Consider the following 16055-nt stretch of genomic DNA (forward strand, 5'->3'; position numbering starts at 1 on the left):
TTGACGTTTAGTAAAAGCGGGAATACTTTCTTTGCAAAATAAGCCGCCTACCTATTGAGGACCCACTTAATTATAATCGTCTTCTTTGTCACTGTGCTTTAGAAGTGAAACGAAGTTGTGCCGGAGGTTGTGTGACTGATGTTAGCAAAGACCGTGTGAGAGTATGAAATTGCTTGTTTGTATTTAGAGAAGCCTGTTTTGAGTTTGATGTTGTTATGAATATAGATATTTGTAGCTGCAGAGTAAATACAGGCAAGGATTAGTGGCGTTTCTTTCAGATAACAGGAATCCACTTCGCCAAATTTATTTGTACTTAAGAACATTCCCGTTTAAATGATTAAGGCGTTATAACAGAAAAATGTACATTGTTTTTATTTGATAATGTAATTTCTACGTTTTTCGTTAATAGATTATCTAGTCATGTCGTATTAAATTCATCTATAGAGGCTAATAATAGTGCGCTGTAGAAATTGATGAGTTTAAAAGGCTATTTATTTGAGATAAGCAAGACACAAAGTTGTTATTTTTTGTAATTAGCCATGTGTTTGCTATGGATAGATTTTAAGGCTAAAAAATATCAATTAAGGCTAATACATTATTAACTAGTTTTAATCGCTAAATTTACTTCTACGAGGCTTATGTTGTATCTATTAAATTCTATTAATACAAATTACTATTTCTTCGGTGAATATGAAATATTCGCACAAATATAGTGCGTGTAACGCCCTTATATCTTGCAAAAAAAGACAAGTTAAGTATACTTGCGCAAACTTTTTAGACTTAAAGTTTTTACTTTAAAAAATCAGTGTGTCGTACGAATTATCTCGTATAAGAAACAAAAAAAACTATGAGAAATGAATTAACAAAGCCAGGGCGAAAATTTGCCTACAATCAAATTGCTTTAGTTACTGTAATTACCCTCATTTGTTCACTGATAATATATTTTATTTGGGGATTTGAATCCGCCAAATCAGCTGTGTTAGGCAGCGCGATTGGGATAATCCCTAATCTACTATTCGCATATAAAGCATTTAGATATGCTGGTGCGAGGTCGTCAAAGTTGGTTGTAGAATCATTCTTTAGTGGCGTGAAACTTAAAATGGCATTAATGGCGTTACTTCTTGGTATAACCGTTAAGTTTGTGGTGATAAGCCCGTTACCATTTTTTAGTATGTTTTGTTTAGTTATGGCTCTGCCAATAATAACTCCGTTTATTATTAAGCAGCAGCGGTAATTTACTTTTTTATTTTTTAAACTTTAATTATTGGGAAATTAATATGTCATCAGGCGCTGAGTTAACCAGCCAAGAATATATTACTCACCATCTAGCTAATTTGAAGGTAGGTGACGGTTTTATGGCCGTTCATCTAGATTCATTAGGATGGTCTGTATTCTTGGGTTTAGTATTTTTAACGATCTTCCGTTCCGTTGCTAAAAAAGCGACTCCTGGTGTGCCGGGTAAATTGCAATGTGCAGTTGAAATGGTAGTAGGTTTTGTTGATGATAGTGTTAAAAGCACTTTCCATGGTAAAAACGAGTTAATTGCACCACTAAGCTTAACTATTTTCGTATGGGTTCTATTGATGAACTCTATGGATTGGGTTCCAGTTGACCTTTTACCACATTTAATTCATTGGGCTACAGGTATGCCTTTAGGTGATATCTACATGAAGCCGGTACCAACAGCTGATCCAAACATCACTTTTGGTCTTGCGTTAGGTGTATTTATCTTAATTATTTTCTATTCAATCAAAGTGAAAGGTGTTGGTGGCTTCATGAAAGAGCTTACTACACAACCTTTTGGTCACTGGTCTTTATACCCAGTAAACTTTATCCTTGAAACGGTAACTATGCTAGCGCGTCCTTTATCACTAGCTTTACGTTTATTCGGTAACTTATATGCAGGTGAGTTGATCTTCTTACTTATCGCAACAATTGGTTTATTCCAATTACCAGTACACTTTTTATGGGCAGCCTTCCATTTGTTGGTAATCCCATTACAAGCGTTTATTTTCATGATGTTAACTATCGTATACCTTAGTTTAGCGCATGAAGATCACTAAATTTGTCGAAGAAAGTTACTAACCTAAATAGGTAAATAACTTTCTTCATCAAAAAAGAAATCTTTAAACTTTAACTTTAAACAATCGGAGATAAAAATGGAAAACTTTGGCTTAATGTATATTGCAGCGGCTTTACTAATTGGTTTGGGTGCTCTTGGTACTGCTATTGGTTTTGGTCTTTTAGGTGGTAAATTCTTAGAATCTGCTGCTCGTCAACCTGAACTAGCACCACAACTACAAGTTAAAATGTTCATCGTAGCTGGTCTAATCGATGCTATCGCTATGATCGGTGTTGCTATTGGTTTATACATCTTATTCGTTAAAATTGGTTAATTTTACCACTTTTTTTTTAAACGAATAATTGATAGGAGGTACGCACAATGGATATTAATATGACCCTAGTTGGCCAATTAATTGCGTTTGTCGTATTTGTAATATTCTGTATGAAGTATGTATGGCCACCAATTATTGGTGCTATAGAAGAACGTCAAGCAATTATTGCTGACGGTCTTGCTGCTTCAGACCGTGCTGCGAAAGATCTTGAGCTTGCTCAAGAGAAAGCGAAAACTCAGCTTAAAGACGCTAAAGTTCAAGCTGCATCTATTGTTGATGCTGCTAAAAAACTTGAAGCTAAAATTGTTGAAGAAACAGCCGGTAAAGCACAAGTTGAGAAAGATAGAATCTTAGCTACTGGTCATGCGGAAATAGAAACAGAACGTAACCGAGCTAGAGAAGATTTGCGCAAAGAAGTCGCTATTCTTGCTGTTGCCGGTGCCGAGAAAATTCTTGAGCGTTCAATTGATGCCGCTGCACACAGCGACATCTTAGATAAACTCGTCGCTGAACTTTAAGAGGAAAGAGCTATGTCTGAATTGACAACTGTCGCTCGTCCTTACGCTAAAGCAGCGTTCGATTTTGCTGTTGAAGCTAAAGCAATTGATAGCTGGTTAACCCAGCTGACATTTGCAGCTGAAGTAGCCAAAGATACAACTGTTAAAGGTTATATCTCTGGCGGAGCTTCAGCAGAGCAAGCACAAACATTATTTTTAAATGTTTGCGGTGAACAAGTAGATAGCAAATGTCAAAACTTTTTAAAAGTGATGGCAAGTAACGAACGTTTGTTGGTGCTACCACAGGTTCTTGAACAATTTATAGCGTTAAAAGCTGATTTTGATCAAGAAGTTTCTGTGGATGTAACCTCTGCTGTAGAAGTAACTGCAGAGCAAAAAATAACATTAAGCGCCGCGCTTGAAAAGCGCTTGGCACGTAAAGTAAAGCTTAATTGTTTTGTTGATGCGAGTATCGTTTCCGGTTTAGTAATTAAAGCTGGTGACATGGTAATAGATGGTTCTATCAAAGGTAAACTGAACCGCTTAGCAACAACACTACAATCTTAGATAAGGGAACAGAGCATGCAACTGAATTCCACTGAAATCGCTGAACTGATCAAGAATAGAATTGAACAGTTCGCCGTTGTCAGCGAAGCTCGTAACGAAGGTACTATCGTTTCTGTAACAGATGGTATCATTCGTATTAATGGCCTTGCCGATGTAATGCAAGGTGAAATGATCGAACTTCCTGGTGGCCGTTTTGCTATCGCGTTAAACCTTGACCGTGATTCGGTAGGTGCGGTAGTAATGGGTCCTTACGCTGATTTAGCGGAAGGCCAAAAAGTTAAAGGTACTGGTCGTATTTTAGAAGTACCAGTAGGACGTGGTTTATTAGGCCGCGTTGTAAACACTCTTGGTGAACCAATTGATGGCAAAGGCCCAGTTGATAACGATGGCTTCTCTCCTGTAGAAGTTGTTGCACCAGGTGTAATCGAACGTAAATCAGTAGACCAACCAGTTCAAACTGGTATTAAGTCTATTGACTCTATGATTCCAATTGGTCGTGGCCAGCGTGAATTAATCATTGGTGACCGTCAAATCGGTAAATCAGCGATTGCAGTTGACGCTATCATCAACCAAAAAGACACTGGTATTAAGTGTGTTTATGTTGCTATCGGTCAGAAAGCTTCTACTGTAGCGAACCTTGTTCGTAACTTAGAAGAGCATGGCGCGTTATCAAACACTATCGTAGTTGTTGCATCGGCTTCTGAAGCTGCAGCATTACAATACTTAGCACCATACGCTGGTTGTTCTATGGGTGAATACTTCCGTGACCGCGGTGAAGATGCACTAATCGTATATGATGATTTGTCTAAGCAAGCAGTTGCTTACCGTCAAATTTCATTACTTTTACGTCGTCCGCCAGGCCGTGAAGCATACCCAGGTGATGTTTTCTATCTTCATAGTCGTTTATTAGAACGTGCTGCTCGTGTAAACGAAGCATACGTTGAAAAATTCACGAAAGGTGAAGTTAAAGGTAAAACAGGTTCTTTAACTGCATTACCAATTATTGAAACGCAAGCGGGTGATGTATCAGCTTTCGTACCAACAAACGTAATCTCAATTACCGATGGTCAGATCTTCTTAGAATCTAACCTATTTAACTCAGGCATCCGTCCTGCAGTTAACGCTGGTATTTCAGTTTCTCGTGTTGGTGGTGCTGCGCAAACGAAGATCATCAAGAAACTTGGTGGCGGTATTCGTTTAGCTCTAGCCCAATATGCAGAATTAGCAGCATTTGCTCAATTTGCATCAGATTTAGATGACGCGACTCGTGCTCAATTAGAACATGGTCAACGCGTAACTGAATTGATGAAGCAAAAGCAATACAGCCCATTGTCAATCGCTGAAACAGCAGTGTCATTATTTGCCGCAGAAAAAGGCTATTTAACTGACGTTGCAATCAACAAAATTGTTGATTGTGAAGCGGCATTACATACTTATGTAAACAATGAGCATGCTGAGTTGATGGCTACTATCAACGAAAAGGGTGACTACAGTAAAGATATTGAAGCCAATTTGAACAAAGCACTTGAGTTATTCAAGTCAACTCAATCTTGGTAATCGAGTCTTTAATTAAGTAACGTTTTCGGAGAAGAGTCATGGCCGTTGGTAAAGAAATAAAAACCAAGATTGCGAGTGTTAAAGGCACTCAAAAGATCACAAGCGCTATGGAAATGGTTGCCGCTAGTAAGATGCGCAAAGCGCAAGATGGCATGGCAGCCTCTCGTCCATATGCGACAAATATACGAAATGTGATCGGTCATATCGCGCTTGGTAACTTAGAATATCGTCATCCTTATATGGAAGAACGTGAAGCTAAGCGTGTTGGCTACATTGTTGTCTCAAGTGACCGTGGTCTATGTGGTGGCTTAAATATTAATTTATTTAAGAAAGTACTTGCTGATGCTGCTGAAAAGCAAACATCAGGTGCTGAAGTTGAATTTTGTGTGATTGGCTCAAAAGCCGCATCATTTTTCAACAATATGGGCGCTAAAGTATCTGCAGAGATATCGGGCTTAGGTGATGCTCCTTCACTAACTGACTTAGTTGGTAGTGTAGCGGTAATGCTTAAAGCTTATGATAACGGTGAAATTGATAGGCTACACGTTGTGTATAACAAATTTGTTAATACTATGACGCAAGAGCCAACAATTGATCAATTGTTACCTTTACCTAAATCAGATGACGAAGCAATTAGTCATCGTTGGGATTATATTTACGAACCGGATGCTAACTCTTTGTTAGACCAATTGTTAGTTCGTTATATTGAATCTCAAGTATACCAAGGTGTTGTTGAAAACATTGCTTGTGAACAAGCATCTCGTATGGTTTCGATGAAAGCCGCAACAGATAATGCTGGTGACTTAATCGACGACCTACAATTGGTATACAACAAAGCGCGTCAAGCGGCAATCACTCAAGAATTGGGTGAGATTGTTGCTGGTGCAGCTGCGGTAGGGTAAATAGACTAGTTCGGTAACGAATTAATCTGATAACAATTTTCGTAATTTAACAAAAGTTAGCTATAGCGAAGCTTAGCTAACTTAAATTAAGAGGAATAAACATGAGTACAGGTAAAGTCGTCCAAATAATTGGCGCAGTTGTGGATGTTGAATTTCCACAAGATGCCGTACCTCAGGTATATGACGCAGTAAAAGTAACTGAAGGTGACCTTGAAGGTTTAGTACTTGAAGTTCAACAGCAGCTTGGTGGCGGCGTTGTACGTACTATCGCAATGGGTTCTTCAGACGGTTTGCGTCGTGGACTGAATGTAGAAAATACAGGTCAAGGTATCCAAGTACCTGTTGGTGTTGAGACTTTAGGTCGCATCATGAACGTACTTGGCGAACCAATTGACGAAGCTGGTCCTATTGGCGAAAAAGACCGTTGGTCTATTCACCGTGAAGCACCTGCTTATGCTGAACAATCAATGTCTAACGAATTGTTAGAGACTGGTATCAAAGTAATCGATTTAGTTTGTCCATTCGCTAAGGGTGGTAAAGTTGGTCTTTTCGGTGGTGCTGGTGTTGGTAAAACAGTAAACATGATGGAACTTATCCGTAACATCGCTATCGAACATAGTGGATACTCAGTATTCGCTGGTGTTGGTGAGCGTACACGTGAAGGTAACGATTTCTATCACGAAATGAACGATTCTAACGTACTTGATAAAGTATCGTTAGTATACGGTCAAATGAACGAGCCTCCAGGAAACCGTTTACGTGTTGCCTTTACTGGTTTAACTATGGCTGAAAAATTCCGTGACGAAGGTCGTGACGTATTATTCTTCGTAGATAACATTTACCGTTATACACTTGCAGGTACTGAAGTATCAGCACTACTTGGTCGTATGCCGTCAGCTGTTGGTTACCAACCAACGCTTGCTGAAGAAATGGGTATATTACAAGAACGTATTACTTCAACAAACAAAGGTTCAATCACTTCAATTCAAGCGGTATACGTACCAGCAGATGATTTGACGGATCCGAGCCCTGCAACTACTTTTGCTCACTTAGATGCAACTGTTGTATTAAGTCGTGATATTGCTTCGCAAGGTATTTACCCTGCGATTGACCCACTAGATTCATCTTCACGTCAACTAGATCCATTAGTAGTTGGTACTGAACATTATGAAACTGCTCGTGGCGTTCAAACTGTATTACAACGTTACAAAGAACTTAAAGATATCATCGCCATCTTAGGTATGGATGAGTTATCTGAAGAAGATAAGCAAACTGTATTCCGTGCACGTAAAATACAGCGTTACTTATCTCAGCCGTTCTTCGTTGCTGAAGTATTTACTGGTTCGCCAGGTAAATATGTATCATTAAAAGACACCATTGCTGGTTTTAAAGGCATTTTAGCTGGTGAATACGATGATATGCCTGAGCAAGCGTTCTACATGGTTGGTGGTATCGAAGAAGCTATCGAGAAAGCTGCTAAGATGTAATCAACTAGTAAGCACTTATGCTTTGCGTAAGTGCTTACAGTAATAGAGGTCGAGTCAAATGGCATTATTAACTGTTAATCTTAATGTAGTAAGTGCAGAAGAAAGCTTATTTTCTGGTAGCATTAAATCATTACAGATCACAGGTAGTGAAGGTGAGTTAGGCATTATGCCTGGTCACGCACCTTTACTGACCTCACTAAAACCTGGTATGGCATTAATCACCAAGGACGATGGTACTGAAGAAGTAATCTATCTTTCTGGTGGTATGTTAGAAGTTCAACCAAATAACGTTATCGTGTTAGCAGATGTTGCTACGCGTGCTGCGGACTTGGATGAGCAAGCAGCTCTTGAAGCGAAACAACGTGCAGAAGCAAACATGAACGCCAATGGCGTTGATGTTGACTATGCAGCTGTTTCTGCTGAATTAGCTCGTGCGGAAGCGCAATTACGCGTTATCCAAGCGACTAGCAAGAAAGCTTAATAACTCGCTATTTTAGTAACGAGTTATACCAACAGGTCTAGTGATTTCTGAGCTTTGTTTTACTTTTCTTTAAGAAGATAAGTGAAAAGAGTTAAGAAGTGAACACAGAACAGAATTAGAAAGCCGCTTTACTATTTAAGTACAGCGGCTTTTTTGTGTCTGGAATATTATTAATCTAAGTGTAGGAAAAGCTTTATAGAAATAAGTTAGATAATTACTAATATATTATCGGTAGTAGTTTGGGGAAGTCTACTACTTGCTTAATCGCGTAGCTATCGAATGCGGACCATTGCTCAATAGCCAGCGTCCGAAAATCGCAATCAGCTTTTGGATCATTGATATTATCTAAATACCATAAACCATTAATGAAGTAGCTATAGAGAACATAATAATTCAGTAGTTTATAATCTACACGGTAACTTGGAGCTAATGTACTATAAACACTTACTACTTTACTTAGTTGATTAGGGAGTATGTTATTAACCGCAGTAAACATCGCTAAGTCAAATTCCACAGGTGCCAAATGGGTACATTCGAAATCTATTAACCAAGGATTTTGGCTATTATCGATGAGGATATTAGTGAAATTGAGATCACCGTGGCAAACCACGTTAGGGATATCACAGTGAGCTATTTGAGCGTTAATATCATTAGTTAGCGTCTCTGTTACACTTATCAAATTAAGCCTTTCATGCTTGTTAAACGACGCTGGATTAGTGAATAAGCGATTAACAGACTTAGCCGTGTCTAAAGTAGGAAATGACTGATTATTCTGTGGAGGCTCTAACAGATGTATTCTTGCCATGAGCGTAAGTGCGGTTGATATTTGTGAACTACTCTGTAGTTCTGACTTTGCTAGCGAAGTACCAGTAATAAATACAGTCACTAACCATTCAGTATCATGATAAATAACGGTAGGGCTCAATCCACTAGCAGAGCAGGTAAGTGCACTAAATACTTCTGTATTAGCCGTGTCTTTATTAAGTTTCTTTGCTAAAAAGTCTTGTTCAACTGTGATTACTTTGACGCAGGTATGGCTCATGCCATCTGTCAACAAACGAACCTCTACAATGCCATTGAAGCAAGGTAGAGATTTAAGTGAGTTAAGGTCTGATTGAATAAGTGTCATTGAGCTTCACAGCTTAATTAATAGTAGAGGGTTGTAGGTTAAGCGATGCTTTCTTATATACTTTTAACCACTTAACATAACCATAGCAAGCTACAATCACAAAGACGACGAATAAGACTGTGGTTGGTATTAAGCCTTTCTCAATATACAAATAGATAGAAGCTAGATCAATCACAATCCAATACAGCCAATTTTCTAGTACTCTCTGTGCAACAAGATAGGTAGCAAATACCGCATAAACGGTGGTAAATGTGTCTAAATAAGGGAAGTGAGCAGGGGTAAAGTTATCCATAAGATAACCTAAACCAAGGACAAGTAATGCTAAAGCCAAACATACTTTTACGTGCCAATTAAGCTGCCAGCTAACTACAGTTAGTTCCGAAGTACTCTTATGACTTTTATCTGTTTTTTTAGACCACTGCCAGTAACCATAAACCGCCATAAGCAGATAATAAGCATTTAAAGCGCTGTCCATTAACAGTAAAACATCATAAAAAATAAACGTGTACAGCGCTGTACTAATGAATGCAGCCGGCCAACACCATAACGAGCCTTTAGCTGCTAAAATCACATAGGCCAGTGACAGCAGCATAGCAATGAGTTCAAGCCATGGTAGTTGTTGGAAGTAGACCAGTACACTGTTTAAAACTTCTGACATTAGGTTTCCGCTTCAACTTGTGAACGATCACCATTAATAAACTTACAGACAAATACAGCAGCACCAGTTGTTTGATGAACATGCTTGATTTCAGCCATTACATGACTAACTGCTAGGTCATAATCGCCGAATACTTGCGTGCTCATGCCATTAGTTATTACTTGTAAGCCTTCTACAGCTCTAAGTCTTTTTATAAAGGCCCAAATTTCAGTTTTGTACTGTTCTTCTGCTAGCGGATAAAAGCTCAGCTCAATGGATATTTTCATAATGTACCTTTCTAGTCTGTTCGGAAGAGGTACGAACTCCTCCGAATCTAATTTAAGCAGTGATTAAAATTGATAGTCTAAACTTGCACCAAATACTAATGGTTCAGATAGCTGAGTGTACTGTTTTGGGGTATAACCATCACGTGGGTCATTACCAAAGTAAAAGCCTCGGTTGGCGTAATCTTTGTTAGCCAGGTTACGACCCCATACTTTAAGCTGCCAATTATCTTGTAAATAACTGATAGAAGCATTTAACAATGCCACCGCTTCTGATTTGATATCATCTTCCGGAATTGGTTGGCCATCATAATAGCGAGTATCCGAGAAATAAAATTCATCTTTACCATCAACAGAGATATTAAATAACCATTGGTCAGTTGGTTGATAATTTATCCCTACATTAAATTGATAACTTGGCGCATGTGCCTGTTCTTCGCCTGTTAAGGAATGACCATCAGCATCAATAAAATCATTAAATTCAGTTTTAAGTAAACCTAATGAACCATAAATATTAACGGCATCATTTAACTGCCAGGCAGCTTCAATTTCAGCACCATAATTACTACCGGTTGCTGCATTACCTAAATAGCTAATAAATTCAGCACTGCCATCATCACGAACAATTGTTTTAGAGCTTTTAACTTGTACATCTTCACGATCCATATAAAACACAGAACTACGTACATAAGCACTATTATCAAGTAATGACACTTTATAACCAAGTTCATAATTCAATAAATACTCAGGCTCAAAGCTACGCAAATCAGCTGGTAAAGTACCATCGGTATTATGCCCGCCTGCCTTATAGCCTCGGTTGATTGAGCCATACCAAAAGCTATCATCAGTCTGCTGGTAACTAAGAACTAATTTACCACCAAACATAGTGTCAGAAATATCGTCATCAAAAAGATTTGAATTGGTATATTCAGCACTACGGTTTTCAATACGTAAGCCTGAAGTTAATGACCAACGTTCATTTAACTTAGAATTAAGTTGTCCGTATACGGCAATACTTGTGCTTTTGTTAACGGAAGTAAAGTCACTCTCTGCATAGGTGTATTGGCGTAAAAGGTCTTCGTCGTCTTGTTTAAAGAAGATTCCGGTAACCCATGAGGTAGTTCCATTGAAAATTTCTTGACCTTCATTAGATATCACACGTAATTCAGTTGTTAATACTGCTTTATCGCGATAATAATGATCGGTAGATGTGTATTCCCAGTAGGCATAATCAGGATTTTCGATAACGTCAGGGTCGGATATGCCGACGTAAGCCCAATCTTCATCATAGCCATAGGCTAAATCTGAGTCGGCATTGCTAACAATAGCAAGAACAGTAGCACTGTCAAAGCCTTGGTAAGTAAACTTGGCCGAGAAGGCTGCCGTTTTTTGTTGGTCAAAACCTGGTTCGTCGGAGTATGTCTCTCGAGTATTATCTAAAGAATATGCATCGTAGCCATTGTCGAAATCAAAATAGAAACCTGCAAGGTCAATAGTAAGATCATTACTTGCTTCAATAGCTAATTTTCCGCGTATGCTTAATTCATCTCGATTGTTAGTATCATCACGCTGTAAATGGATATTTTCTATATAGCCATCACTGTTGCTTTGATTAACGGCTAAACGGTAATTTACCGAGTCGCTGGCAGGGCCAGATAAAGCGACCCCTAAATCATAGGTATTATAATTGCTAACACCAAACTCTAATGCGCCCTCAAAGTCTTCGGTTGGCTCATTAGTGGTAATGTTTATCATACCAGCTATAGCATTGGCGCCAAAACGGGTACCTTGTGGACCACGAAATACTTCTGCTTGTTTAACATCAAAAAGTGAAGCAATACTACCGATACCGGTAAAATCGACGTCATCAATAATCATGCCTACTGACGGATTAATTGGCTCTTGGAACTGACTGCGTTCACCAATACCACGAATTTGATAATAACGCGCACGTTGAGAGCCACTAGCAAAGTTAACATTAGGGCTTACTGCAATTAACTCTTCTAGATGTTTAGCATTACGCTGCTTAATTTCGATATCGGTTAATACAGACATCGACACAGGGGCATTTTGTAAGTTCTGCTGGCGAAAGTCACTGTTAACCGTGATGGTTTCAATGTGGTCAGTATTGCTAGTGCCATTACTCACTTGCTCTTCAGCAAAAGCGGAAACGTTAAAGATACTTGTAGTGATCGCTAAACAGATAGCGGATTTGGAGAACGTCATAAAATCTCATCAAAAAAATAAAAGTAGGGGCGTGTACAAGTAGGATAATTTTGATGAATGTTACACCAGTGGCACTAATTTATTGCTAAGTGGTCAATTAATTAATGCTCTTGATAGTAATTTTATCTATAACCATCCCTATGCCAGAAAATTATTAAAGATAACTTCCTGCCCAGGTTCAAAGAGTATGTATCTCAGCGGCAAATCATATAAATGACAGCGCACCCCTTGGTTTGACACTATTCTAGCAAATAATTTCACGATAATCTTACTATTGTTGAGTAGCTTAGGTATATTGTTTAATCAACATTGTGTTGATTTCCTTATAAGAATTAAAGTAGTGAGTATTTATGTTTCCTAATTGGCAATTAGTGCTGTTAAGTTTGGCCTATATTGGCTTGTTATTTCTAATTGCGTTTTTGGGTGACCGATATAGACATCAGTTGGCGAAGAAAGGGCAGAGCATTATTTATGCGCTTACCTTAGGTGTTTACTGTACCTCTTGGAGTTTCTTAGGCACGACAGGGCAAGCATCAACCAGTTTACTGTCGCACCTACCTATTTATTTAGGTCCCATTTTACTCTTTGTTTTTGCATGGCCATTTATCCAACGCATTATCCGCGTTAGCTTAAAACTTCATTTAACTTCAATTGCTGACTTACTGGCAGCTAGGTTTGGTAAATCACACAATCTCGCTATTATGGTCACCATCGTTGCGCTAGTAGGTACCATGCCTTATATCGCATTACAGCTGAAAGCAATGGTGTATTCTTTTCAGCAACTTCAAATGGATCAAAGCTTAAATAGCTGGCACATAGGTTTAGTTGTCAGTCTCGTTTTAGCTGTGTTTACTGTCTTATTTGGGATTAGGCACATTGATGTTACTGAGCGTCATCCAGGTGTCATGCTAGCTATCGCCTTTGAATCATTAGTGAAGTTATTTGCTTTTTTAGCGGTAGGTATTTTTGTTTGTTTTGTATTGTATGATTCACCAGCAGATATCTGGCAACAAGCTAATGCTAATGAATTATTAGAGCAGCAACTGACGGTAGACAATGTAACGTCAATGTTTGCCATGCTCGTGATTGTTATGGCGGCGTTCCTGTCTTTGCCGAGACAATTTCAAGTAATGGTCGTTGAGCTTAAAGATCAAAAAGATACTTGGCTGAGTCGTCGAGTATTCCCGTTATATCTCTTAGTTTTTGCCTTTTTTGCTGCGCCTCTGGGTTTGGCTGGTCAAATGTTGCTTGGTAATACCGTACCATCGGATACTTACGTACTGTTTCTCCCTGATGTTACCGAACAAACGTGGTTGACCCTGTTTGCCTTTTTAGGTGCAGTCTCTGCGGCAAGCTCTATGGTTATTATTTCTGCCATTGCATTAAGTACCATGCTGAGTAATGAAATTGTTTTCCCACTACTTTATCGTCGTCAAAAAGTAGCACAAACAGATTATGACAATTTCCGCAAGCGGCTGTTAAATATTAGAAAGCTACTGGCGTTGTTTGTTATTCTGTTAGGTTATGGTGTGTTCATCATGGCTTCGCCTGATACGTTGTCTTCATTAGGTGAAGTAGCCTTTGGCGCTTTCGCACAATTAACTCCAGCCCTAATCGCTGCCTTTTATTGGCGTCGCGCCAGTTTAGTGGGGGTTTATGGGGGGATTTTAGTTGGCTTTATTCTGTGGCTTACGCTTAATTTTCTCCCTCAGTTTGGTTTATATGCCTCGCCTTTTGCTGAAGGCTTTTTACCGGTAAAAACCACAGCGACTTTATTTAGTTTAGGCGCTAATATTATTGTGATGTGGGCCTTGTCTCAAATAAGCAGACAAAGTGTACAAGAACGGGTACAAGCATCTTTGTTTTTAGAATGGAAGTCACCTAAGCTATTAAAAGTAGAGAAAAAAAGACAGCTCGATGTACGTGAGTTAGAGTTATTAGCTTCGCGTTTTGTTGGTTTAGAAAAAGCGCGCACCAACTTTAGTCGCTTTTTATCGTCACATGATAAAAAGGAGCTAGGCAATGTTATTTATAACCAGCAATTACTGCAACATACCGAAAACACCCTAGCAACGGTTATGGGATCATCTTCCGCTCGACTGGTGCTCTCTTCTGCATTGGATGGTCGTGATATTGCCCTTGATGAGCTGGCGGTACTCGTTGAAGATGCCTCGAGTCAGCGACAAGAATTTTCTCAAAACTTACTACAGAGTGCCATAGAAAATGCCAGCGAGGGCATTTCTATTGTCGATGATGAGTTGCGCTTAGTTGCTTGGAATAAAAAATACTTAGCCTTATTCGAGTATCCCTCGGAGTTGGTGTATGTGGGCAGTCCTATATCAGGGCTTATTCGTCATAATGTACAACGTGGCTTGTGTGGTTCCGGTGATATTGAATCGCAGGTCGATCGTCGATTAGATTTTTTACGTAAAGGCAGCCCGCATAGTTCAGAACGCCAACAAGCGAGTGGTCAAACTATTCGTATTGAAGGTAATCCGTTACCCGGTGGTGGCTTTGTTATGATGTTTTCTGATATCACCGCGTATCGACAGGCCGAACAAGTATTGAAAGAAGCAAACCTTGATCTTGAAACCCGTGTTTATGAACGAACCTTAACTTTAGCCAAAACTAATGAAGCGCTGGCGAAAGCACATGAAAAAGCAGAGCAAGCACATTTAAAGAAAAGTCAGTATTTAAACGCTTGTAGCCATGATTTGATGCAGCCACTTGAAGCAGCGAGATTATTTACTTCGGCATTATCAGAACAAAGCAATTTAACCACGGTTCAGCAAAGACAAGTAGAGAATATCGATCGTTCCCTGAAAGCGGCGAATGATTTATTAGGTGATTTAGCTGAAATTGCACGTTTAGAAAGTGGCAATATAAAAGCCAATGTTCAAGTCTTCGCCCTTAATGACTTATTTGAAGATTTAGCTCAAGAATTTGCGGCTCTTGCTATCGAGCAGTCAGTAGAATTTCGTTTGGTGGCGAGTAAAGTATGGGTTAAATCAGATAGGCACCTACTAAGGCGTATCATTCAAAATCTCGTTGGTAATGCCTTTAGATATGCCAGTCCAGGTAAGGTTTTATTAGGCGCTCGCGTATTTAATAACCAAGTAATCATTCAAATATTAGATAATGGCCCAGGTATTCCAGTTGAGAAGCAGGTGTTGGTGTTTGAGCAATTTACCCAGCTTAATACCCCAAATAACCATGCAGGCAGGGGGTTAGGTTTAGGGTTGAATATCACGCAAAGTTTGGCGCAGTTATTAGGGCATACCTTAAGTTTGCAATCAAAGGCTATGCAAGGTTGTAAATTTTCTGTGCAAGTCGAGCAAGTTGAAGCCCAAGTACAAAGTCGTATTGTTAATAACCCAGGTTTTGTTGTGGCGTTAAAAGATATTACCGTTTTATGTATTGATAATGATCCTGATGTACTCAGTGGTATGGTTGAGCTACTTTCTGCATGGCAATGTAATATCTTAGCGGCGGATTCTAGAGAAACAGCCTTGTCGGAGTTTGCCAACCACAGTAATGAAATTGATATATTGTTGGTCGATTATCAATTGGGTTACCGAACAGATAGCCAAACAGATGATCCGCAAATCAAGCAGGTTGATGGTTTAACGTTAATTAAAGATCTACGTAGCCAATGTCACCATTCATTACCGGCAATATTAATAACAGCGACAACTGAGTCTGGTATTGAGGAGAAGGCCAAAAGCTATGATGTTGGTTATATGAGAAAGCTTGTTAAACCAGCCGCTTTACGAGCAATGATGAGTGCAGCACTTGCTAAGAAACTTCAAGCTGATTACGTCGGTTATAGCTAGGTTTTCCTTAAAGAACGTATTGCGAGTGAAAAGCTGTTACATAATATGTAACAGCTTTT

Annotated in this window: 14 protein-coding genes; 10 read left to right on the forward strand and 4 right to left on the reverse strand. The window is 39.1% G+C overall.

Features of this window, described 5'->3' with window-relative positions:
* Positions 1–847: 847 nt before the first annotated feature.
* From CXF85_RS04550 to CXF85_RS04590, 9 genes are all read left to right on the forward strand, one after another.
* On the forward strand, positions 848–1234 hold the full coding sequence (locus CXF85_RS04550; RefSeq protein WP_101227347.1) for an ATP synthase subunit I: 387 nt from the start codon (positions 848–850) through the stop codon (positions 1232–1234).
* Between the two features lie 43 nt (positions 1235–1277).
* Positions 1278–2063, forward strand: a complete 786-nt coding sequence (gene atpB, locus CXF85_RS04555; RefSeq protein WP_101227348.1) for a F0F1 ATP synthase subunit A — start codon at positions 1278–1280, stop codon at positions 2061–2063.
* Between the two features lie 96 nt (positions 2064–2159).
* Positions 2160–2396 carry a F0F1 ATP synthase subunit C gene (gene atpE / locus CXF85_RS04560; RefSeq protein WP_011040932.1) on the forward strand — a complete coding sequence of 79 codons (237 nt, stop codon included), beginning with the start codon at positions 2160–2162 and terminating at the stop codon, positions 2394–2396.
* Between the two features lie 47 nt (positions 2397–2443).
* Positions 2444–2914, forward strand: a complete 471-nt coding sequence (gene atpF / locus CXF85_RS04565) for a F0F1 ATP synthase subunit B (protein WP_101227349.1) — start codon at positions 2444–2446, stop codon at positions 2912–2914.
* 12 nt (positions 2915–2926) lie between these two features.
* A complete protein-coding gene (atpH, locus tag CXF85_RS04570; protein ID WP_101227350.1) occupies positions 2927–3460 on the forward strand; it encodes a F0F1 ATP synthase subunit delta in 534 nt (177 codons plus the stop codon).
* A gap of 15 nt (positions 3461–3475) precedes the next feature.
* Positions 3476–5017: a F0F1 ATP synthase subunit alpha gene (gene atpA, locus CXF85_RS04575; protein WP_101227351.1), complete on the forward strand. Its 1542-nt coding sequence runs from the start codon at positions 3476–3478 to the stop codon at positions 5015–5017.
* A 38-nt stretch (positions 5018–5055) separates the two neighbouring features.
* Entirely contained in the window at positions 5056–5919 is an 864-nt protein-coding gene (gene atpG / locus CXF85_RS04580) for a F0F1 ATP synthase subunit gamma (protein WP_101227352.1), read from the forward strand.
* Between the two features lie 101 nt (positions 5920–6020).
* Positions 6021–7406 (forward strand): F0F1 ATP synthase subunit beta, encoded by a 1386-nt coding sequence (gene atpD, locus CXF85_RS04585; RefSeq protein ID WP_033080509.1) that lies wholly within the window; start codon positions 6021–6023, stop codon positions 7404–7406.
* Between the two features lie 58 nt (positions 7407–7464).
* Complete coding sequence (locus CXF85_RS04590) at positions 7465–7887, forward strand: F0F1 ATP synthase subunit epsilon (RefSeq protein WP_101227353.1); 423 nt, start codon at positions 7465–7467, stop codon at positions 7885–7887.
* Positions 7888–8104: 217 nt separating this feature from the next.
* Here CXF85_RS04590 and CXF85_RS04595 read toward each other — a convergent pair whose 3' ends face one another.
* From CXF85_RS04595 to CXF85_RS04610, 4 genes are all read right to left on the reverse strand, one after another.
* A complete protein-coding gene (locus CXF85_RS04595) occupies positions 8105–9016 on the reverse strand; it encodes a phosphotransferase (RefSeq protein WP_101227354.1) in 912 nt (303 codons plus the stop codon).
* Positions 9017–9029: 13 nt separating this feature from the next.
* Positions 9030–9674 (reverse strand): nicotinamide riboside transporter PnuC, encoded by a 645-nt coding sequence (gene pnuC / locus CXF85_RS04600; protein WP_101227355.1) that lies wholly within the window; start codon positions 9672–9674, stop codon positions 9030–9032.
* Entirely contained in the window at positions 9674–9940 is a 267-nt protein-coding gene (locus CXF85_RS04605) for a hypothetical protein (RefSeq protein ID WP_101227356.1), read from the reverse strand. Before CXF85_RS04605 ends, pnuC begins: the two co-directional genes overlap by 1 nt.
* A gap of 63 nt (positions 9941–10003) precedes the next feature.
* On the reverse strand, positions 10004–12163 hold the full coding sequence (locus tag CXF85_RS04610) for a TonB-dependent receptor (RefSeq protein WP_101227357.1): 2160 nt from the start codon (positions 12161–12163) through the stop codon (positions 10004–10006).
* 350 nt (positions 12164–12513) lie between these two features.
* Here CXF85_RS04610 and CXF85_RS04615 point away from each other — a divergent pair, with 350 nt between their 5' ends.
* Entirely contained in the window at positions 12514–15996 is a 3483-nt protein-coding gene (locus CXF85_RS04615) for a hybrid sensor histidine kinase/response regulator (protein ID WP_101227358.1), read from the forward strand.
* The last annotated feature ends 59 nt before the right edge of the window (positions 15997–16055 follow it).

It is taken from the genome of Colwellia sp. 75C3 (genome assembly GCF_002836255.1).
Taxonomy (GTDB): domain Bacteria; phylum Pseudomonadota; class Gammaproteobacteria; order Enterobacterales; family Alteromonadaceae; genus Colwellia.

Bases quoted from the DNA above. Each gene is read 5' to 3' on its own strand.
- atpH (WP_101227350.1), top strand. From the start codon at position 2,927: ATGTCTGAATTGACAACTGTCGCTCGTCCTTACGCTAAAGCAGCGTTC.
- atpG (WP_101227352.1), top strand. From the start codon at position 5,056: ATGGCCGTTGGTAAAGAAATAAAAACCAAGATTGCGAGTGTTAAAGGC.
- CXF85_RS04615 (WP_101227358.1), top strand. From the start codon at position 12,514: ATGTTTCCTAATTGGCAATTAGTGCTGTTAAGTTTGGCCTATATTGGC.
- CXF85_RS04605 (WP_101227356.1), bottom strand. From the start codon at position 9,940: ATGAAAATATCCATTGAGCTGAGCTTTTATCCGCTAGCAGAAGAACAG.
- CXF85_RS04550 (WP_101227347.1), top strand. From the start codon at position 848: ATGAGAAATGAATTAACAAAGCCAGGGCGAAAATTTGCCTACAATCAA.
- atpB (WP_101227348.1), top strand. From the start codon at position 1,278: ATGTCATCAGGCGCTGAGTTAACCAGCCAAGAATATATTACTCACCAT.
- CXF85_RS04590 (WP_101227353.1), top strand. From the start codon at position 7,465: ATGGCATTATTAACTGTTAATCTTAATGTAGTAAGTGCAGAAGAAAGC.
- CXF85_RS04610 (WP_101227357.1), bottom strand. From the start codon at position 12,163: ATGACGTTCTCCAAATCCGCTATCTGTTTAGCGATCACTACAAGTATC.
- atpA (WP_101227351.1), top strand. From the start codon at position 3,476: ATGCAACTGAATTCCACTGAAATCGCTGAACTGATCAAGAATAGAATT.
- atpD (WP_033080509.1), top strand. From the start codon at position 6,021: ATGAGTACAGGTAAAGTCGTCCAAATAATTGGCGCAGTTGTGGATGTT.
- pnuC (WP_101227355.1), bottom strand. From the start codon at position 9,674: ATGTCAGAAGTTTTAAACAGTGTACTGGTCTACTTCCAACAACTACCA.
- CXF85_RS04595 (WP_101227354.1), bottom strand. From the start codon at position 9,016: ATGACACTTATTCAATCAGACCTTAACTCACTTAAATCTCTACCTTGC.
- atpE (WP_011040932.1), top strand. From the start codon at position 2,160: ATGGAAAACTTTGGCTTAATGTATATTGCAGCGGCTTTACTAATTGGT.
- atpF (WP_101227349.1), top strand. From the start codon at position 2,444: ATGGATATTAATATGACCCTAGTTGGCCAATTAATTGCGTTTGTCGTA.